This window comes from Brevibacillus choshinensis, from assembly GCF_001420695.1.
GTDB classification, from domain to species: domain Bacteria; phylum Bacillota; class Bacilli; order Brevibacillales; family Brevibacillaceae; genus Brevibacillus; species Brevibacillus choshinensis.
Genome location: NZ_LJJB01000015.1, coordinates 293,027 through 315,153, shown reverse-complemented (window position 1 = coordinate 315,153; position 22,127 = coordinate 293,027). Strand labels below are relative to the sequence as shown.

Annotated in this window: 16 protein-coding genes and 7 tRNA genes; 22 read left to right on the top strand and 1 reads right to left on the bottom strand. The window is 42.6% G+C overall.

Translation table 11 applies throughout. From position 1 onward, the window contains the following. Positions 1–147: 147 nt before the first annotated feature. From AN963_RS29985 to rocF, 8 genes are all read left to right on the top strand, one after another. Positions 148–223 (top strand) — tRNA-Val (locus AN963_RS29985). A gap of 172 nt (positions 224–395) precedes the next feature. After that, positions 396–480, top strand: a tRNA-Tyr gene (locus AN963_RS29980). Positions 481–500: 20 nt separating this feature from the next. After that, positions 501–575, top strand: a tRNA-Gln gene (locus tag AN963_RS29975). Between the two features lie 7 nt (positions 576–582). Then, positions 583–658: transfer RNA gene (locus AN963_RS29970), tRNA-Lys, on the top strand. Positions 659–696: 38 nt separating this feature from the next. Beyond that, a tRNA-Arg gene (locus AN963_RS29965) sits at positions 697–770 on the top strand. Positions 771–847: 77 nt separating this feature from the next. Continuing rightward, a tRNA-Pro gene (locus AN963_RS29960) sits at positions 848–924 on the top strand. 7 nt (positions 925–931) lie between these two features. Beyond that, a tRNA-Gly gene (locus AN963_RS29955) sits at positions 932–1,005 on the top strand. A 174-nt stretch (positions 1,006–1,179) separates the two neighbouring features. Then, a complete protein-coding gene (gene rocF / locus AN963_RS29950; RefSeq protein ID WP_055748183.1) occupies positions 1,180–2,076 on the top strand; it encodes an arginase in 897 nt (298 codons plus the stop codon). 95 nt (positions 2,077–2,171) lie between these two features. Here rocF and AN963_RS29945 read toward each other — a convergent pair whose 3' ends face one another. After that, the gene (locus AN963_RS29945) at positions 2,172–2,321 is read right to left on the bottom strand and encodes an aspartyl-phosphate phosphatase Spo0E family protein (RefSeq protein ID WP_055748182.1); all 150 of its coding nucleotides are present in this window, start codon (positions 2,319–2,321) and stop codon (positions 2,172–2,174) included. 177 nt (positions 2,322–2,498) lie between these two features. Between AN963_RS29945 and sigW the strand changes: the two genes are divergently transcribed. The 14 genes from sigW (at position 2,499) to AN963_RS29875 (ending at position 22,122) form a co-directional block, all read left to right on the top strand. Next, entirely contained in the window at positions 2,499–3,062 is a 564-nt protein-coding gene (sigW, locus tag AN963_RS29940) for an RNA polymerase sigma factor SigW (RefSeq protein ID WP_055748181.1), read from the top strand. 17 nt (positions 3,063–3,079) lie between these two features. Then, the gene (locus AN963_RS29935) at positions 3,080–3,703 is read left to right on the top strand and encodes a zf-HC2 domain-containing protein (RefSeq protein ID WP_055748180.1); all 624 of its coding nucleotides are present in this window, start codon (positions 3,080–3,082) and stop codon (positions 3,701–3,703) included. 107 nt (positions 3,704–3,810) lie between these two features. Then, positions 3,811–4,629: a diadenylate cyclase CdaA gene (cdaA, locus tag AN963_RS29930; RefSeq protein ID WP_055748179.1), complete on the top strand. Its 819-nt coding sequence runs from the start codon at positions 3,811–3,813 to the stop codon at positions 4,627–4,629. Then, positions 4,622–5,869: a CdaR family protein gene (locus tag AN963_RS29925; RefSeq protein ID WP_055748178.1), complete on the top strand. Its 1,248-nt coding sequence runs from the start codon at positions 4,622–4,624 to the stop codon at positions 5,867–5,869. The genes cdaA and AN963_RS29925 overlap by 8 nt, the downstream gene beginning before the upstream one ends. 43 nt (positions 5,870–5,912) lie before the next feature. Then, positions 5,913–7,259, top strand: coding sequence for a phosphoglucosamine mutase (glmM, locus tag AN963_RS29920; protein WP_055748177.1), 1,347 nt, complete (start codon positions 5,913–5,915; stop codon positions 7,257–7,259). A 491-nt stretch (positions 7,260–7,750) separates the two neighbouring features. Further along, positions 7,751–9,583, top strand: coding sequence for a glutamine--fructose-6-phosphate transaminase (isomerizing) (gene glmS / locus AN963_RS29915; RefSeq protein WP_055748176.1), 1,833 nt, complete (start codon positions 7,751–7,753; stop codon positions 9,581–9,583). 266 nt (positions 9,584–9,849) lie between these two features. Next, entirely contained in the window at positions 9,850–10,527 is a 678-nt protein-coding gene (locus AN963_RS29910; RefSeq protein WP_055748175.1) for an SMI1/KNR4 family protein, read from the top strand. Continuing rightward, positions 10,500–11,387, top strand: a complete 888-nt coding sequence (locus AN963_RS29905; RefSeq protein ID WP_407922572.1) for a TnsA endonuclease N-terminal domain-containing protein — start codon at positions 10,500–10,502, stop codon at positions 11,385–11,387. The genes AN963_RS29910 and AN963_RS29905 overlap by 28 nt, the downstream gene beginning before the upstream one ends. A 2-nt stretch (positions 11,388–11,389) precedes the next feature. Continuing rightward, complete coding sequence (locus tag AN963_RS29900) at positions 11,390–13,609, top strand: Mu transposase C-terminal domain-containing protein (RefSeq protein WP_055748173.1); 2,220 nt, start codon at positions 11,390–11,392, stop codon at positions 13,607–13,609. Beyond that, complete coding sequence (locus tag AN963_RS29895; protein ID WP_236708147.1) at positions 13,602–15,272, top strand: AAA family ATPase; 1,671 nt, start codon at positions 13,602–13,604, stop codon at positions 15,270–15,272. Before AN963_RS29900 ends, AN963_RS29895 begins: the two co-directional genes overlap by 8 nt. A 13-nt stretch (positions 15,273–15,285) precedes the next feature. Continuing rightward, entirely contained in the window at positions 15,286–17,106 is a 1,821-nt protein-coding gene (locus tag AN963_RS29890; protein ID WP_055748172.1) for a TnsD family Tn7-like transposition protein, read from the top strand. Then, the gene (locus AN963_RS29885; RefSeq protein WP_055748171.1) at positions 17,094–18,704 is read left to right on the top strand and encodes a hypothetical protein; all 1,611 of its coding nucleotides are present in this window, start codon (positions 17,094–17,096) and stop codon (positions 18,702–18,704) included. The genes AN963_RS29890 and AN963_RS29885 overlap by 13 nt, the downstream gene beginning before the upstream one ends. 151 nt (positions 18,705–18,855) lie before the next feature. After that, positions 18,856–20,052 carry a DNA cytosine methyltransferase gene (locus AN963_RS29880; RefSeq protein ID WP_055748170.1) on the top strand — a complete coding sequence of 399 codons (1,197 nt, stop codon included), beginning with the start codon at positions 18,856–18,858 and terminating at the stop codon, positions 20,050–20,052. A 36-nt stretch (positions 20,053–20,088) separates the two neighbouring features. Beyond that, complete coding sequence (locus AN963_RS29875) at positions 20,089–22,122, top strand: sensor histidine kinase (protein ID WP_055748169.1); 2,034 nt, start codon at positions 20,089–20,091, stop codon at positions 22,120–22,122. The last annotated feature ends 5 nt before the right edge of the window (positions 22,123–22,127 follow it).

Genomic DNA, 22,127 nt, shown 5'->3' with positions numbered 1-22,127 from the left:
GAAGCGGTTTAACACAGCAGCCTTTCACGCTGTCATACAGGGGTTCGAATCCCCTACGGGTCACCTAAATTCCCCACAAAGTGAAGTGAACGCTTCGATGCAACACCGAGTACTTTGCGGGGGCCCCGACAACAAATTGGGGTTATTGGAGGCTTAGCTCAGCTGGGAGAGCATCTGCCTTACAAGCAGAGGGTCGGCGGTTCGATCCCGTCAGCCTCCACCATTTACTTCGTTTCTGGTTCCGGCTCGGGATCTCACCGTTCCGGTTCACCCTCGGAGTAAGCTCTTAGGAGATATGCTCGGGTACATCTGATCTTGCTTGCCAGTCTCGAATATTCGACGTAGAAGCGCAAGTAGGAAGCGATCCCGTCAGCCTCCACCACTTAATAAAATATGGGGAGATAGCGAAGTGGCTAAACGCGGCAGACTGTAAATCTGCTCCCTCTGGGTTCGGCGGTTCGAATCCGTCTCTCCCCACCATTTTTTATTTCTTGGGCTATTGGGGTATAGCCAAGCGGTAAGGCAACGGACTTTGACTCCGTCATTCCTAGGTTCAAATCCTAGTACCCCAGCCATTTGCACGAGCCATTAGCTCAGTTGGTAGAGCATCTGACTTTTAATCAGAGGGTCGAAGGTTCGAGTCCTTCATGGCTCACCAGTATTTACCTCCATTTTTGGAGTCTAAAACAAAATCATGTGCCCTTAGCTCAGCTGGATAGAGCGTTTGACTACGAATCAAAAGGTCGGGAGTTCGAATCTCTCAGGGCACGCATTTTATCCCCAAAACAGAACAATGTGTGCAGTTTTTCCTTGCAACATTATCTATTTAGGGATATGATAAATGAATCGGGAAGTAGCTCAGCTTGGTAGAGTACTTGGCTTGGGACCAAGGGGTCGCAGGTTCGAATCCTGTCTTCCCGACCATTTTTTTGCGGGTGTAGTTCAATGGTAGAACTCCAGCCTTCCAAGCTGGTCGCGTGGGTTCGATTCCCATCACCCGCTCCATCGGAAGTAAAGAAAAACGAGTAGCTGTTACAGGCTGCTCGTTTTTTGTTGCGTTCCAAAACCCTCCGGAATAGGTTATTTATGCAAGATCCTGTCGAGTTGAGTCAATTCTCTTTTCGAGGCTACAATAGAACTGTTGAAGTTAGGTTTGAGCTGAGGGAAGGGGGCACGGTTATGAACAAAAACATTAGCATTGTCGGAGTACCAATGGATCTAGGTGCGGACCGTCGCGGAGTAGATATGGGGCCGAGCGCCATTCGCTACGCGGGAGTGGTTGCCCGTTTGGAAAAGATGGGCATGAACATCCAGGATCGGGGAGATATTCCGGTTACACGTCCTCATCATTTTACTGAGACGGAAAATCATAAATATCTAGATGAAGTCGTAGAGGCGAATGCCAAGCTGGCCGAGGTTGTAAGCGATATCATGCAGGAGGGCCGTTTTCCGCTAGTGTTGGGAGGCGACCACAGTATTGCACTGGGTACAGTAGCAGGCGTAGCCAAGCACGTAAAGAATTTGGGCGTGATCTGGTTTGACGCTCACGGCGACTTGAATACGGGAGAGACTTCTCCATCCGGCAATATTCACGGAATGCCACTGGCAGCAAGCTTGGGCTACGGACATGATCGCTTGGTGAACATCGGAGGCTTTGCACCGAAGCTGAAGCCTGAAAATGTTGTGATCATCGGCGCACGCGATCTGGATGGCGGAGAGAGAGAACTCATCAAACACATCGGTATGAAAGTTTTCACCATGCATGAAATTGATAAACTAGGCATGGCGCGTGTTATGGAAGAAGCAATTGCCCATGTTTCTAAGAATACGGATGGTGTGCATCTGAGCCTTGACCTGGATGGCCTTGATCCACATGATGCACCAGGGGTGGGTACACCAGTCATCGGAGGAATTTCGTACCGCGAAGGGCACGTGTCCTTGGAAATGCTGGCAGATGCAGATATTCTCTGTTCAGCGGAGTTTGTCGAAGTGAACCCGATTCTGGATAGCGAAAATCATACAGCACGTGTAGCAGTTGCTCTGATGAGCTCTGCCTTTGGAGATAAATTACTTTAATCAAAAGGTAAAACCATAACAAAAAGAGAGGCCACTGTGCGCCTCTCTTTTTCGCATTTCCGTGTCTTTACATTGTTGGAAGAAAACAGTACATTCTAAGGATGGAGATGCAGTTTATTTAGGAGATGGTCGAGTCTTACACTTAGCTCCACCAACTCGGGAGTGATGGAAGCCTGTGTCTTATACTGTTCGTTTAGTTCTTTTCGCAGTCTTTCGATCTGGAGGAGAACATCATTTTTTGACATTTGTCCCACTCTCCTTTACAGCGTTAGGATAAAAGAGCTACCATCACTAATATATAGAGGGTAAAGTTACGCTTATTCCTGTATTTCCCAACAAATTACCTGCACAAACACGAAAAGATACGAAACCATTTGCAGTATCATCCGTATATAGGATTACGGTATTGTGGGGAGGATCGCATGGATTTTGTAGAGAAGCGGTTGACTCAACGAGCAAAGCGTGGAGATCGCGAAGCCTTTGCCGAGTTGATCGAGATTTATAAGGATAAGATATTCCAGCTAGCGTATCGTATGGTGGGAAATCGCCAGGATGCGGAAGATATCGCGCAGGAGACGTTTCTGCGGGTATACGCCAATTTGCATACGTACGATGAAGGCTACAAGTTCTCCACCTGGATCTACCGTATCGCGACCAATTTATGCATCGACCGTGGCCGAAAGAAACGGCCGGATTTTTCATTGGACGAAGAAACAGAGCCAGGGCAAGGCATGGACTGGTACTCACGCTTGTCATCAAATGAGCGTACGCCGGAGGATAAATTAGTGACGCAGGAGCTACAGGAGACCGTACAGGACGCATTGTCTCATTTGCAACCAAAGTACCGATCCATTATGATCTTGCGCTATATCGAAGACCTGTCATTGCAGGAAATTAGCGATATTGTGAAATTGCCTGTGACGACAATCAAAACGCGAATTCACCGGGGAAGAGAAGCTTTACGCAGCAAGTTGCGATTGATGTGAGAAAGGAGAAAATCAAGATGGAATGCCGGGATATGATTATCCTCATTCATGAATTTCTGGATGGGGACACTGACGAGCTAACCAATCAGCATTTGCAAACACATATGAGAACCTGTGTGAGCTGCCGCCAGCACATGCATGAATTGCAGCGGGCCATCGCCTTTGTGCAGAGTGCTTCGCATATTCATGTCTCCTCTGATTTTACGGCGCGTGTACTTGCACAATTGCCTGCAGAGACCAAAAAGAATTTGTTTTCGGGTTGGCTGCGGAGACACCCGTTCCTCACAGCAGCGGCTGTCTTTCTCTTTCTGATGACGGGCAGCTTGTGTGCCAACTGGTTCGATCGGGATAACATCTTGCAAGTTTCCTCCGCCAACATGGATAAACTAAAAATCGACCGTGAACGAAATGTGGTCGTCGTACCGGCTGGAACCAGCATTGATGGTGATTTGGTCGTGCGAAACGGAAACGTAGAAGTGCAAGGTCAGGTAAAAGGAAATGTGGTCGCGATCGAAGGAAAAGTGTTCGTCGCATCTACGGCCCAAGTGGCTGGAAACACAGAATCCATCGAAGCCATCGTAGATTGGATCTGGTATGAAGTGAAAAATATTGGAAATGACTTGCTTCCAGTCTTGCCATAAGAGAAAATAGAGAGTACAGCTATCTACAGCACGGCAGCGGAGCCGTGCTTTTTCCACAGGAGATAGACTGACTTCATTGAGATGGAGCGAGATATGGGGGCTTCGTTATGATATCGTTGGACTACGGGGATTTACTTCGGTATGGAACGGACATTTTACTCGTTACATACGTGATTTATAAAATAATTATGCTCATTCGTGGGACGCGCGCAGTACAATTGTTGAAGGGGATCATGGTCATCGTGATCACCTGGCTCCTCAGCAAATATTTTCAGCTCACGACGTTGCACTGGTTGATGTCACAAGCCTTTACCTTTGGGGTACTGGCCGTCGTCATTATCTTTCAGCCAGAATTGCGGCGTGCCCTCGAACAATTGGGGCGGGGCAAGCTTTTTTCCCGTTCCAGCACCATTCAGGATGACGATATGGTCAGTCGTCTGGTGCAAGAAGTATGCAAATCGGTCACGTATATGGCCAAGCGGCGTATTGGGGCTCTGATCGTCATTGAGCGTGAGACGGGCTTGAATGATTACGTGGAAACAGGTATCGCGATCAATGGTCGGGTTAGTTCTGAGCTGTTGATCAATATTTTCATCCCAAACACGCCCTTGCACGACGGGGCAGTCATTATGCGTAAAGACGTTATTTTGGCTGCTGCCTGTTATTTACCGCTGTCCGAAAACAACTCGATCTCCAAGGAGTTGGGAACGCGCCACCGTGCCGCAATCGGTGTCAGCGAGGTCTCTGATGGGATGTCCATTATCGTCTCGGAGGAGACTGGGCAGGTGTCTTTTGCCGCACATGGCACGATGAACCGCAACCTGACGGAGGAGCAGTTGGCAGAGATCCTGACTGATCAGCTCCAGCCTCTGTCGAAGGGCAAATCCATGGGAAGTCGTTGGCAATGGAGGCGAAAACATGGATAAATGGTTAAATAGTCATTGGTTTGCTCGCGCAGTTGCGCTACTTTTGGCAGTCATGATGTGGATGGTCGTCAATCTGGAGACCGAGCAGACGACGACTCCCGAAGCAAGTCAGCCAGTATTTATTGATGGTGTCAATTTGCATGTGAAATACGATACAGACCGTTTTCAGGTAGTCAAGCAGCAGCGAACGGTCAAGGTGGCGTTGGAGAGTAACAACCCGTTTTACCGACATAATTTCTTCCCTGCGGATTCGTGGGAGGTCTACGTAGATGCGACGGGACTGGGCAAAGGTACGCATAAGGTCCCTGTTCAGTACAAGGGCTTTCCTGATGAAGTGAAAGTAGGGATTATCCCAAACATCGTGGAAATTACCCTGGAAGAGAAAAAGACGGTAGAACGAGAAGTAAACGTGGAGATGCTGGGGGTAGTCGCACCTGGATATACAGCTGGGGAGCCGATTGTGAAGCCGTTCCGTGCGCTTGTACGCGTTCCGGAGAGCCAGGTAGACAAAGTGGCTGCTGTAAAAGCATCTGTCGATCTGGAAGGAGCCACTTCGGCCATAAAGACCACCGTTCCTCTCAAAGTAGTGGACAAGTCGGGGAATGTGATTCAGGGAGCTGACGTCGTTCCACTTACGGTTGAAGTGAACATTCCTGTCACAAGCCCGTTCATCAAGGTACCTGTCAAATTAAACTTGACGAATGAAATGCCAAATGGCTATAGTTTGGCTAGTGTGGATATGAATGTGGATGAAGTGACGGTGTTTGGGCCGAAAGAAGTGATAGACGCTATGAAAGCGACCACGTACCCAGGCCCGGAAATTGATCTTAGCAACATTACATCAGATCGTCTGTTAGAGCTAAAAATACCGGTAATGGATAATATCGTGAAGGTAGAACCGGAGTATTTAAAAGTGTCACTAAAGGTCGTGCCTTCTACGACCAAGCGTTTGGAAAAGATTCCGATCCGCATCAGCGGGCTATCAGAAAACTTGCAAGCCAAGGTGCTATCGACGGATGGTCAGGAAATGTCTACGATTGACTTTGATGCCGTAGGGGCGGCTCAGATATTGGGTCAGTTGAGACCAGAAGACCTGCAAGTTGTAGCCGATGTCAGCAATATGCCGGCTGGAGTGTACGAGATTGCGTTGAACTATATCTTCAACCAATCCGATTACATCAAGCCATCAGAAAGCGCACCCAAGAAGGTCACAGTAGAAATCACGAACAAGCAAAGGTAGACATAAGCTGTTGTGTGCACAAGGAAGGAAATGAGGGACAAACATGGGGAAGTATTTCGGAACTGACGGTGTACGCGGTGTGGCGAATGCACAGCTAACACCCGAACTGGCATTTAAAATCGGACGCGTTGGCGGTTATGTTCTCACGAGACACAAACAAGAAGGTAAACCAAAGGTAGTGATTGGGCGTGATACGCGCATTTCCGGTCAAATGCTGGAAAACTCACTTTTGGCAGGCCTGCTATCGGTCGGAGTAGAAGTAGTCAGATTGGGTGTCATCTCTACCTCGGGTGTGGCATATCTCACGCGAGCGTTGGGAGCAGATGCGGGTGTCATGATTTCCGCCTCCCACAATCCGTTTCCGGATAACGGCATCAAGTTCTTCGGCAGCAACGGCTTTAAACTGTCCGATGAAGTAGAAGCAGAAATCGAACAATACCTGGATGCGACAGAGGATACTCTACCTCGTCCGACAGGTGAAAATATCGGGACTGTACTCGAGTTCTTGGAGGGTGGACAAAAATACCTCTCCCACTTGAAAAGTACCGTATCCGAGCGATTTGACGGCTTGAAAGTCGTTTTGGATTGTGCAAACGGAGCGGTCTCTTCGTTGGCTGCACGTCTGTTTGCTGACGTGGACGCAGAAGTCATCACGATCGGCGCCAATCCAAATGGAATCAATATTAATGATCAATGCGGCTCTACTCATCCTGAACGAGTTCAGGAGGAAGTGCTGAAACATAAAGCTGATCTGGGCCTTTCCTTTGACGGAGATGCTGATCGTTGTATCGCGGTAGATGATAACGGTGAAATCATCGATGGCGATTACATTATGGCGATCTGTGCACGTGCCCTGAAGGCAAAAGGGAAGTTGAACAACAACACGATTGTGACGACGGTCATGGCCAATATGGGCTTTTTCAAAGGCATGGAGGAATGCTCCATCAATACGACCAAGACAGCCGTAGGTGATCGTTATGTCGTGGAAGAAATGCTGCGCGGCGGCTACAACCTGGGTGGCGAGCAATCTGGCCATATCGTCTTCTTGGACTACAATACGACAGGTGATGGGTTGTTGACCGGTCTGCAGCTGTTGAACATCGTCAAGGAATCGGGGAAACCATTGTCCGAGCTCAAAAAGGTCATGGTGAAGTACCCGCAGCTCCTGATCAATGTACGAGTAGAAGATAAATCAAAGTTGAACGGTAACGAGGCGATCGAACAGGCTATCCGAGTTGTCGAGGAAGAATTGGCTGGGAATGGACGCGTACTGGTACGCCCATCTGGAACCGAGCCAATCGTTCGCGTGATGGCAGAAGGACCGGACGCTTCTCAGCTAGAGGGCTTGGTCCATCGGATCGTCGATGTCGTGAAACAAGAGCTCGTGTAAAAAATATGTGAAGGGAGTGGTTCAGAGCCACTCCCTTTCGCATACAAGTAAATGACAAAGATATGATTGTCGCTAACAGCGAGATGTGGTAAAGTGTTCATGTGCATCTGGCTATAGCACAATCTTGTAGCTGAAAGGGAGGCGATTGCAGAACAAAGCCCAAACATAATGAATGTAAGGAATAATTACTTGTTGTAAAGCGCCAGCACTGTGGCTGACCGGAAAAAGGCCCAGTGGACGAGGTGGAGGTTTATCGAAGATTTCGGCGGATACCTCCCGGCAGCAGTATCACTACCGTGGAGCGCAGGTACAAAATATCAGAGAAATCTGGTGGACAAAAACTTGCGCATGATACGATTTGACAGTCCATGCAACGTTAACCATGAATGAAATCGTGAATAGATAAAAAATAAATGGAATGGCGGGGGCACACCCCCGTACCATTGGCATTGGGTTGTGTCCCCGCCTTATTTGGAAGGGGATCATCACTTATGTGCGGAATCGTTGGATATATTGGAAATAAACAAGCGCAGGATATTATCATCGGGGGTCTTCGCAAGCTGGAGTATCGTGGATACGACTCGGCTGGGGTAGCCGTATTGAACGAGAAGGGATTGGAGCTGGATAAAGCACAGGGCCGTTTGGCTGTGCTGGAAGAGCGTCTGGAATCTCATCCGTTAGGTGGTTTCATTGGGATTGGACATACTCGTTGGGCGACACACGGAAAACCGTCTAACGAAAACTCCCACCCTCACACAGATGCAAAGCATTCCTTTGCTGTCGTGCACAATGGAATCATCGAGAACTTCCTGCCGATCAAAGAAGAGCTGCTGAGCAAAGGCTACACCTTTACCTCTGAGACGGATACAGAAGTCATCGCTCACTTGCTGGCTGACTTGTATGATGGCGATATCGTTTCGACTGCACGCAAAGCGGTACAACGTATGCGTGGTGCTTACGCATTGGGAATTATGACCGAGCATGAGCCGGATAAATTGGTGGCCATTCGTCTGGCAAGCCCACTGGTAGTCGGTGTGGGTGAAGGCGAGAGCTTCATCGGTTCCGATATCCCTGCGATTTTGGAGCATACGCGCGACGTGTACATTTTGAACGAAGGCGAAATGGCTGTGCTCACCCGTGATGGCGTAAAGCTGATGGACGCAGAAACAGGTGCGAAAATCGAGCGGGAACTGTTCCATGTAGAGTGGGATCTGGTGCAGGCTGAAAAAGGCGGCTACGATTCCTTTATGCTCAAAGAAATCCATGAGCAGCCACAAGCTGTTCGTGAAACGATGGGCGCTCGCATTGATCAGGAGAACAAGCGTATCGTAATGCCTGAGCTGAAAATGAGCGATGCCGAACTGGCGAAATACGATCGCATCTATATCGTGGCTTGCGGTACTTCTATGCACGCAGGTCTGGTCGGTAAAGACGTCATTGAAAAATGGACCCGCGTTCCAGTGGAAGTAGCTGTTGCATCGGAGTTCCGTTACCGTGATCCGATCTACACGGACAACACCTTGATGATCGTGATCAGCCAATCTGGTGAAACAGCAGACACACTGGCGGCTCTGCGTGAAGCGAAAAAGAGTAACGTCAAGGTCATGGCAATCACCAATGTGGTAGGCAGCTCCGTAGCTCGTGAAGCAGACGAAGTCATCTTTACATGGGCAGGCCCAGAAGTAGCGGTAGCGTCCACGAAGGCATATACGTCCCAAGTGGTAGCCCTGTATCTGTTCAGCCTCTATCTGGCACAGGTAAAAGGTACACTGGCAGCGACGGAAGTAGCTGAAGTGGTGGATCATCTGCAAGAAATCCCTGCGAAAATCACTTCCATGCTGGAAGATGCCGAGCAGGTTCGTCACTTTGCAGAGAGCACCAAAGGCGTAAACAGCCTGTTCTTTATCGGACGCAGCCTCGACTATGCAGTCTCGCTGGAAGGCTCCCTGAAGCTCAAGGAGATCTCGTACATCCACTCCGAAGCTTACCCTGCTGGTGAACTGAAACACGGCACCCTCGCGCTGATTGAAGATAACGTACCGGTAGTCGCACTAGCTACACAACCGGATATCTACGAAAAAATGGTGAGCAACATCGTGGAAGTAAAAGCCCGCGGCGCACGCGTACTGGGCTTTGCGATCGAAGGCAACAACGACCTGGCAAAGAGCGTCGATGAAGTGATCTACTTGCCAGCCACATTGCCTATGCTGACACCTATTTTGACCGTCATTCCATTGCAATTGCTTTCCTACTTTGCATCTGTCGTTCGCGGCCTGGACGTGGATAAACCACGGAATTTGGCGAAGAGTGTTACGGTAGAGTAAGGGGAATTAGTTGGATATTGATTTTTGTTCCAAGCAAATAAAGTTTTAGACTAGAAAATAAAGTGTTAGACTGAAAAATAAAGTTGTAGACTGCAAAATAAAGTATTAGACTGGAAGTATAAGGTTATACTTCTGGTGTGGTACTTGATGATGGAAACATCCGAGAAGCTACAACTTAGAATAATGTCTATTGTTGAGCTACCTTCTATGGGTAGCTCTTTTTGTGTTATAGCTACATCGGGAGTTTTACGAAAGGAAGGAAACCAATGGGGAATATTCTATTTATGAAACCATGGAATGCTTGGAAAGTTAGATTGGATAAATTTACAGACCATATTTGGGAAATTGGCGGTGATATAGAAGAGGTTCTAGTTACCAAACCTGCTACCTTGCAACAAGTTGAAGAAATCGAAAAAAAGTTAGGTGTGAAACTACCGCTGTCGTTTCGTGAGACATTACTTCAATTTTCTTCGAAAATACAAATTTCCTGGTCGCTAATGGAAGATGTTGAATTAATTGTAGAATGTCCTCAGGAATACAGAAAATTCAACTGTGATTTTGGATGGGATCTAAAAGATTTAATCCGTATTAATCGGTTCAAAAATATATTCATTAAGGAATACCACATGAATACAGATGATCCTATTAGTAAGGTTTGGCATAACAAACTAATATTTTGCGATGTTGGGAAAGGGGATTTCCTAGCTTTTGACTTAACAGAAGGTCCTGATTGTCCTGTCGTCTACTTATCACGTAATAATATTCAAGGACATGGCTATTTACTAGGTAAAAATTTTATTGATTTTATGGATCGATGGACTGCTATAGGGTGTCTAGGGCCAGATTTTAGTCAAATCAATCGATTTATTTCTTCCTCAACAAAGCAATTAGACCCAAACGGGACATATGCAAAGAAATGGATAAATTGGATTATTGGGGACTGATGATTAATGATTACAAAGGAGGTATATTTTTGCCCAAACGCAAACGTGAGTCCTCTTTAACACAGATAGAAAAACGAATAAAAGAAGGCCGCGGTCAAGGCTATCTACATGATTATATCCCTTGGCTCCTGATTCAGGATGTCCCGTCTTCTGGACGAGCAACCCGTATCCGTGGCTGGAAAACAAACCGAATCCACCATGTTCATTCTGATTTAGAACGCTCCTATTATTACATTCTTGAATGGTCAGATATTGTTACTGATATCCGTGAGCAGTTTCCTCTCCTTCCCATCGAAGAAACCCTCTCCATTGCTGAGGAATTAAATATCAAGCATCCTACAGATCCGAAATCTACCCAACCTATTGTAATAACAACTGATTTTATGATTTCTGTCGGCAATCGTGAGATAGCCAGAACAATCAAACCTTCTTCACAATTAGATTCTCATAGAGTAATTGAGAAGTTTGAAATTGAAAGACGTTATTGGGCAAAACGCAACATTGACTGGGGAATTGTTACGGAAGTAGACATCCCAAAGATCTTAATACAGAACATCGAATGGGTTCATAAAGAACGACATAATGAGGATGTTCATCATCTTGGCCCCTACATTGTATCTGGGATAGAGAAGATTGTTCTTGAAAATCTCTCAGATGCTCATACATCATTGGCCTCAGCAACTTCCATAGCAGACGATAAGTTAGGTCTAGAACCAGGAACATCCTTAGCAATGGTACGGCATTTCATAGCAGCGAAGAGATGGAAAGTAAATATGAGTAAACCAATCTTACCATCGCAGCCATTGGACGAAATAATTATTGAAAATGAGCAACTAAGGAACTCGGCAATGGGGGGATAAAAATGTTGGAGTGGCTCGTTACAAACACTGTTGTCGAATGGAAAAATATTGATGCTGAGCCATTAGATAAAGGCCACATTGAACGGATACTGTGGATCGATTCCCAACGTAAAAAGGTCGTTACGATTGCTTTAGATGATGAAAAAGCATTTCCTCAGGTAAGGACTGTCGAAGAGTATGTTAAAAGTGCTCTGGAAAAACATCACCGAGTGATCGAATATATACAATTCCCCAATCTGTTTATTGAGGAAGCTTCTATTCCCCAAAAACACAAGGAGATAAGGGACAAGGCATGGGAAGTAATCTCTCCAATTGTAGAACAAGAACCCGATGTCTTTGATCCCAAGCTGCGAGGCGTCATGGTTGCAGACGCAGTACAAACATCTCAAATACATAAAAGTACCATTTATCGATACCTAAGAAGATACTGGCAAGCTGGTAAGATGGTTAATGCTTTATTACCCTATTATAAAAATTCCGGTGGTTTAGGAACTGAACGAATTGGCGGTGAAACTAAAAGAGGACGCCCTAAAAAATTCTCTGATGAGCCTACAGGAGTAAACATTTCAGAAGAGATGAAGCAATCTTTTCGTTCAGGGATTCGTTTGTTTTATAACACGAAAGAAAAGGCTCCTTTAAGACGTGCCTATCAGAAAACGTTGGAAGCATTTTTCAATATTGGATTTAAAAAAAGTGAAGATACTCGGATTCCCCTACTACCTGCCAAGGATGAATTACCTACCTATGGACAGTTCAGGTATTGGTATCAGAAGGAGCTTGATTTAGAGGAATCAATAAAGAAACGGCAAGGTAAAAGAAATTTTGAACTTAAGCATAGGCCTATATTGGGGAGTTCAACGAAAGAATCATTTGGTCCTGGCTCTCGCTTTCAGATTGACGCCACCGTTGCGGATATTTACCTAGTTAGTCAATATAACAGAGAATGGATTATTGGCCGACCAATCATTTATGTCGTGATTGATGTTTTTAGTAGATATATTGCTGGTCTGTATGTTGGATTGGAAGGCCCAAGTTGGTTAGGAGCAATGATGGCTCTTGCAAACACGGCATCAGACAAACGATCATATTGTGCTGAATATGGCATTGAGATAGAGGACGATGTATGGATAAGTAGTCATTTGCCACAGAAACTCACAGCAGATCGAGGAGAACTTGAGGGAACGATGCCCAATAACCTGATCAATACACTGGGAGTTGATGTAGAGACAGAACCACCCTATCGCGCTGACTGGAAAGGGATTGTGGAGCAGCAATTTCGTTTATTCAATCATCGAACGATCAAGTGGATACCAGGTGCAGTTGCTGCGAGAAATAGAGAACGTGGTGAACGAGACTATCGTCTAGATGCCAAGTTGACACTGCATGAGTTCACACAGATCATCATCAGAACGATTCTTTATCATAACAATCAGCACTACATGGAGTGGTATGACCGCAATGAATTTTTAGTAGCTGATAATATTTCTTCTATTCCACGAGAACTATGGAATTGGGGCATTATGAATCGAACCGGAAGGCTGAAAAAGCACTCAGAAGATATCGTGAAGTTAAATTTAATGTACAAAGGTAATGCTTCTGTTACTAAGACAGGGATTTTATTTAAAGGAATGGCTTATACAAGTGATGTCGCCATTCGAGAGCAATGGTTTACGAAAGCTAGAGCTAAGGGAAGCTGGCTTATCCCGGTCGCTTACGATCCACGAACGACGAATTCAATATATATTTGGCTTGATGATGGACAAAGGTTTGAGAAATGCTATTTGTTTGAGAGAGAAGAACGATATTTCAATAAACGATTTGATGAGGTAGAAGACTTATTAGAAATAGAGAAGTTAGGGAAGCAAGAAAAAAGTGATGATACTATACGAGCCAAGATCGAACTGGATGCATATATAAAGGGTGTCGTTCAAGAGGCTACACGAAAAACTAACGAGACCTTGGAAAAAAGTGATTCTAGTGATCGTGAGAGAACAAAGAACATCCGTAAAAATCGCAAATTAGAAAAAGAACAAAATCAAGGAAAAGAAGCATTAAGTTTGGGAGATTCCAGACAAGATATATCAAGAGAAAAAACAGACAAAATAGTTCTCTTTACAAAGAACAATACAACGGCAGATACTGGCTACATTCCCCCTGCCGAGAAGACCTCTCGGTTACGGTCCATACTAAATTCATATGATGATGGTGATGAAGATGAGTAATGCTATAACCCCTTCAAATTCAATTTTCAGGGGTTTATCGGTTGAAGCTTACTACTATGATCCCCAGCTAGAGGATTATGCTGGTAATCCTCTTCTGGAAGCACTTCCACCAATTTGGGATGAAGCGACTGCAGTTAGGAAAATGGCTTCAAGACCTAGATTCAATGTGAATGAAAGAAATTTGCCAACGCACTTACGATTACACTGTGTTCAACGAATTGCGCGAGATTACTTTCAGCCCTTGTCTACTCATATTGAGCTGGAACAGAGAATATCGAGACTAATCCGGGATGGATATATAGGTAGGAATCCTTTGGAACCAAACTATGCAATTCGTGCAAGAAATGATGCTCACGACCTTATTGCTTATGGAGAAAGCAGCCTCTATCCGATCAATAATCCAAGTTCATCAGGCTTTGCGATTGTGGGTATTTCTGGAATCGGAAAATCATCTGCCTTGAATCGTGTAATGTCTATGTATCCTCAGGTCATCATGCATAGTAAGTATAAGGAACATAACCTTAGCCTTTACCAAATCGTGTGGATGAAAATGGACTGCCCTCAAGATGGCTCTATTAAGGGGCTTTGTATTAATTTCTTCCAAGCAATTGATCAGATGCTCGGAACGAATTATCACAAAAAGCATGCGGGTGGTCGCCGTTCTGTGGATGAGTTATTACCGATCATGGCGCAAATCGCGGCCGTACATTGTCTTGGAGTTTTGATTATAGATGAGATCCAAAACCTCAGTGAGGCCAAAAGTGGTGGAGGTTTACGAATGCTCAACTTTTTCGTCCAACTTGTGAATACCATTGGACTACCAGTAGTTGTAGTTGGTACTTTCAAGGCTCTCCCTATTCTGGACGGAGAATTCCGAAATGCGCGCCGTGGAACAGGACAAGGTGATCTAATCTGGGACCGGATGAAAAATGATGATGAGTGGGATTTCTTTTTGCAAGGATTGTGGAAATTTCAGTGGACTAATAACAAAGCAAAGTTTACAGATGAAATTAAGGAAACCATGTACGAAGAATCTCAAGGAATAACAGACATTGCTATTAAGCTTTTCATGTTGTCACAGTGGCGTGCAATCGATACTGATAAAGGATGCCTTACGCCTTCGATTATTAAGTCTGTGGCAAAAGATCGATTGCAGCTGCTTCAACCTGCTCTAAAAGCGTTGAAATCCGGTGATAAAAGTAAAATTGCCAAGTTTGGAGATGTCTATGCTAGCTTATCCGTCATGGACTACATAGATGAATTGGAAGCGAAGCATATACAAGAAAAACGTCTCGAAATGATTAAATCAGAACTGGGGTTTGATCCTAATGTCCTGATCATAAAACAGATAGCCAATTGGTTAATTGATGCTGGAATTGAGCCAGCAGTTGCAAATGCAGCAGCGGAGATAACTGTCCAGGAACATCAACAGGCACTAGAGGACATTGATCTCAATCAATTAGCTCTAAAAATAGCCTTAGCTAACTCCAAAGTAAAGACTGTATCATCTCCACCAAAATCTACTCGTGAAAGAAAGCGTGGAATTCGCACTGGCGAAGATTTAAGGGAAATCACTTCCCTTGGACAAGCTAAAAAGCTTTCTGGATATGAGTCATTGAAATTGGCTGGATATATAAAAGATCCAAATGAGTTCTTAGCGTAAGGGAGAGACTGCCATGCTTTCCTTTTTTCCTACTCCCTACCCGGATGAGTTAATGTATAGTGTGTTTGCACGGTACCATGCTCGAAGTGGTAATGTAAGTTTTAAATCCACTTTGCAGGACTTGTTTGGTTCTGAAGCAATAGTCTCCTCTATTGGTTTCTCTAGCCAGTTACATGCATTAATTCAGAGGCTCCCAATGGGGGCAGTTTATACTGCTGATGATTTCATTGATAAGCACAGTTTATTCCCTTTTTATGCGCCATTTCTACCACCAGACCGCTCTAAAAAGATCAAAGACATGCTGAAAGGAAATCAAGGAAGAGCTGTTCAAATGGCAATTGGGATTATGGCAGGTGGTGTGTGTCAAAAGAACAGGTTGTGCTTTTGTATGGAATGTCTTTCAGATGATATCCAAGCTTATGGTGAGTCGTACTGGCATCGTGTTCACAATACCCCTGGAGTGTTTATTTGCCCAATTCACCACTCTCCTCTAGTAGCGTATCCCACAGATCAGCTCAACAGACATGGTTTTACTGTTTGTCCACTGACGGGCATAGAGAAAAATAAAGTGGAATCCATTTTAGCGAACGATGAACCACTTTCAACAAAAACAAAAGAGATGCTATTAAATCTAGCACGAGACATACAAACACTGTATTCCATATCTGACATTCCAAATCTATATAAAGCGAAAACAATCTTTTTGCCTGAATTACAATACTCACAATATGCCACTCCTAGCGGAAGGATTCGTCAGGGAATGTTGCATCGGGACTTTGAACTTCATTATGGAAACGAGTTATTAGTGCTTTTGGAATCAACAATAGAAGACGAGTTTAGTTGGTTATCTTTTGCTACTCGAAAGACAAGACGTACCCTTAACCCCATCCGTTATCTTTTATTGATCAACTTTGTATTTCATTCGGTAGAAGAATTTCTAAACAAAACTAGAGGTTACCATCCATTTGGACAGCCTCCTTGGCCCTGTCTAAACCATGCTGCAGATCATTTTTTGAAGAAAGTGATAGATCATTGTGATGTAACGATTTGTTCTGATACTCGGAGACCAGTTGGGACATTTAGTTGCGAATGTGGTTTTGTCTATTCACGAAGAGGTCCGGATCGTTCTGAAAAAGATCAATTACGAATCGGGAGGATAAAGGAATTTGGTCCCGTTTGGTTTTCCCTTCTGGTTAATAAAGTACAACATCAAACAGGTTCCTTCAGGAAAATTGCGCGTGATCTAGGGGTAGATCCGAAGACGGTTATTAAATATGCTCAGTTGTTAGAAAGAGATGTAGCTGAGAAAAATCGGCAGTCTCGGCCTAAGCTAAAAGTAACCAAGAAAGATGCGCCGATAGTTCATAGCCGATCAGATCACAGAAGAACTAAAAAGGACGTCATCCAGAGAGTCAATTGGGAGTTGCGTGATTTAGAAACGAGCGTCAAGGTTGAGGCAGAGTGCAAAAAAATACTTTCAAATGAAATGCAAAAGCCTATTAGGGTCACGATTGCTTACGTTGGCAAACAAATTGGTTTGCAGTCATTACTCGAGAAACACAAAAATAGATTGCCAGTTACCATGAGTGTATTCAAATTGTACACCGAAGACATTGAACAATTTCAAATAAGAAGAATTAGATGGGCTACACAGCTTCTTCACAACCGAAATGAACGGATTTTGCGTTGGAAAATAGAAAGAATTGCGGGCTTGAGACCAGGATATACTTCTCTGATTTCAGATGAAATCGAAGCGCAAATTCTACAATATCACTATGAATCTCCAACAATTCAAGCGGTACGAGACGGTGGTGAATCACTTTGGATACATTAAAATTTTCAAATTGGCCATTTAATAAAGGCGAACAAGTATCTATTCACTGGTTTCGCTCTCCCTATCGGAAAGGAAATGGGGAATGGGTTTTTGATGTGGTATTCCGTAGAACCAATGGTGCCATTGATCAGACTGCAACAATTCCTTGGGGAGCGTTGCCTTGGCTTCGATTTGGACAGTATGTTATTGATGGTAAACCAATGAAAAGTATGGGACGCGGTAAAATAGAAAGGCTTTTCCTTAAACAGGTACAGAATGGACAAGTGATACCAGCTAGAATGGCATTTGGAAAAGAACTGTATAAGCTCTTTTTCAAAGAAAATTATGAGGAACTCTGCTGGGTTCTTCAGCATGAGGATAAAGATGTGGTCGTTCCTTGTATAGAAATCATAAGGGCATTTCTTACTCCCTCGCGTTTTTTGGCGAACGCGATTCTACATCCTACAGGACTTGATAGCCTGATATTGGATACAGACGATACGAACGGTGATTACTATATTAATCTTTCCAAAGCGATACCCAAATCATATATTAACAGAGGGTTAATCGCTCATCTCGTGTGGCTTTATAATGACCGTTTAGCTAGAAAAGCATGGAATCAGGTGTATCAATCTTTTTTTCGTAATGCGATGCAAACTAATCCACTCAACCCTGTTTCTCAGTTATCTACCAACAATAAAGTGAGTGTCCACGTCCCACTACAAGGCAATAGTAATTGGGTCGGCCGAGTTATCGAAAACGACAGAACAATTTTAGTTCTAAACATATTAGACGCAACGGGCCTTGTGCCACCCTATCGAAGTATAACTGTTGAACATGAGGGTGTGGTGATTCGAAGTGCCTCTAGTCAGAATGTCGGTAGCCGAGTTGTTAAAAGATCCAAAACTGGTGACGCTCATGAGCTTGACGAATCACTTCTCCCCTCTTTTGATGCGCAAGTGCACCCACAAATTGATGTACAAGCAACTCGATTGCGATTTGACTTTAAGCCAAGCGTAACAATAAATGAAACTATAGAAGCTAATAGTTTGTCATTAAGTAAGGAGGAAAAGAATGACGGAGATACCTCCAATAACTTGGTGACAACTATTGAGTCAGTGTCTGGAGGTAAAAGAAAATCGGTAGACTTTCGGCCATTGCAAGTGGAGTACGACCTGAAAAATACAGGTCTTGAAGATTTTGTGGAGGCAATTAAAGAATTACAGAATTTAATGCCTGAGGCTTTAATTGATTTACAAATTGGTGACCTGCCAGGCGATAAAGGAATATCATTTGTGACGGAGAGTACTAGGAGAAAATATGCCAATGTATTAATTAGAGCTGCTAATTCTGGCGAAGTTTTAATTATCGAAATTGGCAGGCCTGATCAATACTCTATCTCTACTCTCATGGTGTCTCCAAAGGGATTGGAGGAATTTTTTGCAGACATGAGAAAGGAAGCAACAGATTACTTACTTAATATCTTAATTCAAAATAATGGCTCGTGGAATCGTGATTACTTAAAAAATGATCATGACTATGATTGTAGTTTTTTGAAACATATGTCTCAAGACACCCCGTTGAGGTGGGCTGCAAAAATAAAGGGTAGGTTGATATAAGATCATAAGCAATACTATTTTTATGTTGTCATCATTCAGCAATATTGGTATGCTGTAAGAATTTTGTATTTTTGACTGTTCGCCTATTATTAAGAGGGCTAGTATGTTATCCTGGTTCTAGAATTGTATGGGATAACGGGTGATTAATAATATGTATACGGTACTTGACCTTTTTTGTGGTGCTGGAGGAATGAGTGAGGGGTTTCTCCAAGCAGGATTTCAAATTCCATTTGCTAGTGACTATAGCAAAGAAGCCGCAGAGACATATAAAAGACGTCACGATCAATTAGGATATAATTTGAACTTTTTTAATGATGATATTGGTAAGTTGACTAAAAGATCAACTTTAAATGATTTCCTTGGAGGAGCCACAATTGATGTAATTGTTGGAGGACCTCCTTGTCAAGGTTTTAGTTTAACTGGAAAAAGAGACGAGAACGATCCAAGAAATAGATTATTTTTGGATTATCTAAAAATAGTGAAATTGGTAAAACCAAAGTACTTTGTTATTGAAAATGTAGAAGGAATGCTCTCGTATAAGGTGAAAAAAATAAAAGGAATCTCAGGGACTATATACGAAGATGAAATAGTACCAGAAATTATAAAAAAAGAAGCCAAAACATTTGGCTATTATGTTGAATATAAGTTATTGAATGCTAAAGATTATGGGGTTCCTCAAAATAGACCTAGGGTAATTTTTTTCGGTACTCGAAATTTTAAAAGAAAGAAAGATAGGCTTCAGATCCCTACATTTCCAGAAAAACACAAAGTGGTAGTATCGGTAGAAGACGCTATATCTGATTTAAGATTTTTGAAAAATGGGCAGGTATCATCTAACTATAACGGAAGATATAGAGTTACCCCATATCAACAATTATTAAGAAACGGGCTTACACCAAATGCTAATGGAGAAACGATCCGAGCAATTAGATTAGAGAATCATAAGGCATCAACACACCAAGAGAAGACGGTTAAACGGTTTGAAAAGTTAAAGCCTGGTGAGAGTGTTGGAGATCTGTTGATACGATTAACTTCTGAAGAATTGAAATACTTTAAAACCAAAAAATATCGATGCACAAAATTAGAAAAGGATTCAGTTTCCCCCACAGTATTAACACTTCCAGATGATATTGTTCACTACGACCAAGGAAATCCAAGAATTTTATCTGTAAGAGAATTTGCTAGACTACAATCATTTGATGATAGTTTTGTATTCTACGGAAAACGAACAACTGGTGGGGATAGAAGAAAATATGAAACTCCTCAATATACACAAGTTGGTAATGCGGTCCCTCCCCTTTTTGCGAGGGCAATTGCAAATCAAATAATAAAATGTTTGAGAAGTTAATTTTTTACATCATTTAGAAATACTGACCAGAGAGAGGTGGGTATTATTAATACATTTAATTTCAAGGCTTCTACTAACATTAAAAATTTGTTAGGTAAAGATCTTGTCACAGACCAAATAACTGCAGTTTTTGAATTAGTTAAAAACTCATATGATGCAGATGCAACAGAAGTTGATTTAGAATTTGTAGATTTAGAATCAGGTAACGGAAAGCTAATTATTAGAGATAATGGGACAGGAATGAGTCTGGACGATATTGAGAAAAAATGGATGGTAATAGGAACGGATAGCAAAAAAAATAAAATGTTCTCCAATAAATTTCAACGCCCATTAAATGGTGATAAAGGAATTGGGAGATTTTCCGTAGACAGACTTGGAGAAGTATTACATTTATCTTCAGTTAAAGATAGTAGTAATGAAAAAATAGATATGTCTTTCGAGTGGACTAAATTTGAACGGGAATATACCAATCTCGATCAGATAAAAATCCCATATTATCTCTCTGAATATACAACAAACAAGCATGGGGTTACACTTCATATAGAAAAATTAAGAGATAATTGGGATCAAAAAAACATACTTAAACTCATTAATAGCTTAAAACAATTTAAATCACCTTTTTCTATTAAAGACGATTTTAAAATTAAAGTTCACGTACCTGAGTATCAAATTTTTAATATGGAAATTCAACCCCATAATCTTGAAGATATCAGTTCGCTTTGGGTAGAGGTTGAGATTCCTATAACGGACACAAAGATAATAAGCATGACAGTAGTTAGAGATGGTTTGAAATATACAGAAGAACATCCTAACCCCTATAATTTTGGCCCTGTTAAAACAAAGATTTATTTTTTTAATACACAAGATAAAACTAGATTTGCAAAAAGAATGAATACCTTAGTAAAGGAATTTGGAAACATTCGGTTATATAGAGATGATTTTAGGATTCATCCATATGGCGAGAGTTATAACGACTGGCTAGATTTAGACATACGAAAAGCTCAAGGATATGCAAGGTTTTTCGGTTCGCGAGATCTTATTGGATATGTACAAATCTACAAAGAGCATAACGATGGAATAGATGCCCCTACTAACAGACAAGGAATTATTGAAAATGAGCAATCCTTGGAGTTGAGGCACTTCATTATTGAATATCCAATTAAAACATTAGAAAAATATTTTTTTAAAAAACCTAAAAATGAAACATTCCTGAGATCTAAGCAAAATATTGAAACTGCAGTACTTGAATTAAAGCAAGTTACAAAGGAATTAAATAAAACAGCACCTGAAGCAGCTAAGATCTTAAGGAAAATAACTGGTGTTGTCGAACAAAGTCAAAAGGAGCAAGCTCAATTTGTTAAGGGTCAAGAAGAATTGCTTGAAGTATACAAAAGAGTTGCTAGCAAAGAAATACTATTACACCGAATCATTCATCAAGCTTTAATTAAGATTGAAAAGGTTAGAACTGTAACATTTTCTGGAATGAACACAGTAGCTAATAATCACGACCAAAATGAAGACTTCATAGGACCAGTAAGAACTTCTTTTAATCATATTGAGAAACTATCAGGTAATGCTAAAGAGTATTTAAAGAAGGCAAGGGATCATCTGATTAGAAAGAGAAGTACTGAAAGCATTAATCTGAAAAGTTTTTCAGATCGTATCCTAGCAAGTTTTGAACATGATTTTATTGAACACAATATTATGATTTCTTTAGAGATTCCAGAAAATATTTACTTGAAAATAGATAAAAATGATCTGGAAACTATACTTGATAACTTTATTAGCAATTCATTAAAATCATTAAAACAGGTTTCTGATAGAAATAAAGAGCTACTCTTAAAGGCCATAGACACAACATCCTATACAACGCTGGTCTTTAAAGATAATGGATTAGGTGTACCGAATCACCTTATAGATAGAATTTTTGATCCTTTCTTTTCGACTACTAAAAGTTCCGGGATGGGGTTATCCATTGTTGACGAAATAGTAAAGGAAAATAAGGGTGAACTAAATCTAGCCAGAAACAATAGTGTTGGAGCAGAATTTCAAATCAAATTTAGAAAGTAGGTCAA

Coding starts and splice junctions, on each gene's coding strand:
- rocF (WP_055748183.1), top strand. CDS start 1,180: ATGAACAAAAACATTAGCATTGTCGGAGTACCAATGGATCTAGGTGCG.
- AN963_RS29945 (WP_055748182.1), bottom strand. CDS start 2,321: ATGTCAAAAAATGATGTTCTCCTCCAGATCGAAAGACTGCGAAAAGAA.
- sigW (WP_055748181.1), top strand. CDS start 2,499: ATGGATTTTGTAGAGAAGCGGTTGACTCAACGAGCAAAGCGTGGAGAT.
- AN963_RS29935 (WP_055748180.1), top strand. CDS start 3,080: ATGGAATGCCGGGATATGATTATCCTCATTCATGAATTTCTGGATGGG.
- cdaA (WP_055748179.1), top strand. CDS start 3,811: ATGATATCGTTGGACTACGGGGATTTACTTCGGTATGGAACGGACATT.
- AN963_RS29925 (WP_055748178.1), top strand. CDS start 4,622: ATGGATAAATGGTTAAATAGTCATTGGTTTGCTCGCGCAGTTGCGCTA.
- glmM (WP_055748177.1), top strand. CDS start 5,913: ATGGGGAAGTATTTCGGAACTGACGGTGTACGCGGTGTGGCGAATGCA.
- glmS (WP_055748176.1), top strand. CDS start 7,751: ATGTGCGGAATCGTTGGATATATTGGAAATAAACAAGCGCAGGATATT.
- AN963_RS29910 (WP_055748175.1), top strand. CDS start 9,850: ATGGGGAATATTCTATTTATGAAACCATGGAATGCTTGGAAAGTTAGA.
- AN963_RS29905 (WP_407922572.1), top strand. CDS start 10,500: ATGGATAAATTGGATTATTGGGGACTGATGATTAATGATTACAAAGGA.
- AN963_RS29900 (WP_055748173.1), top strand. CDS start 11,390: ATGTTGGAGTGGCTCGTTACAAACACTGTTGTCGAATGGAAAAATATT.
- AN963_RS29895 (WP_236708147.1), top strand. CDS start 13,602: ATGAGTAATGCTATAACCCCTTCAAATTCAATTTTCAGGGGTTTATCG.
- AN963_RS29890 (WP_055748172.1), top strand. CDS start 15,286: ATGCTTTCCTTTTTTCCTACTCCCTACCCGGATGAGTTAATGTATAGT.
- AN963_RS29880 (WP_055748170.1), top strand. CDS start 18,856: ATGTATACGGTACTTGACCTTTTTTGTGGTGCTGGAGGAATGAGTGAG.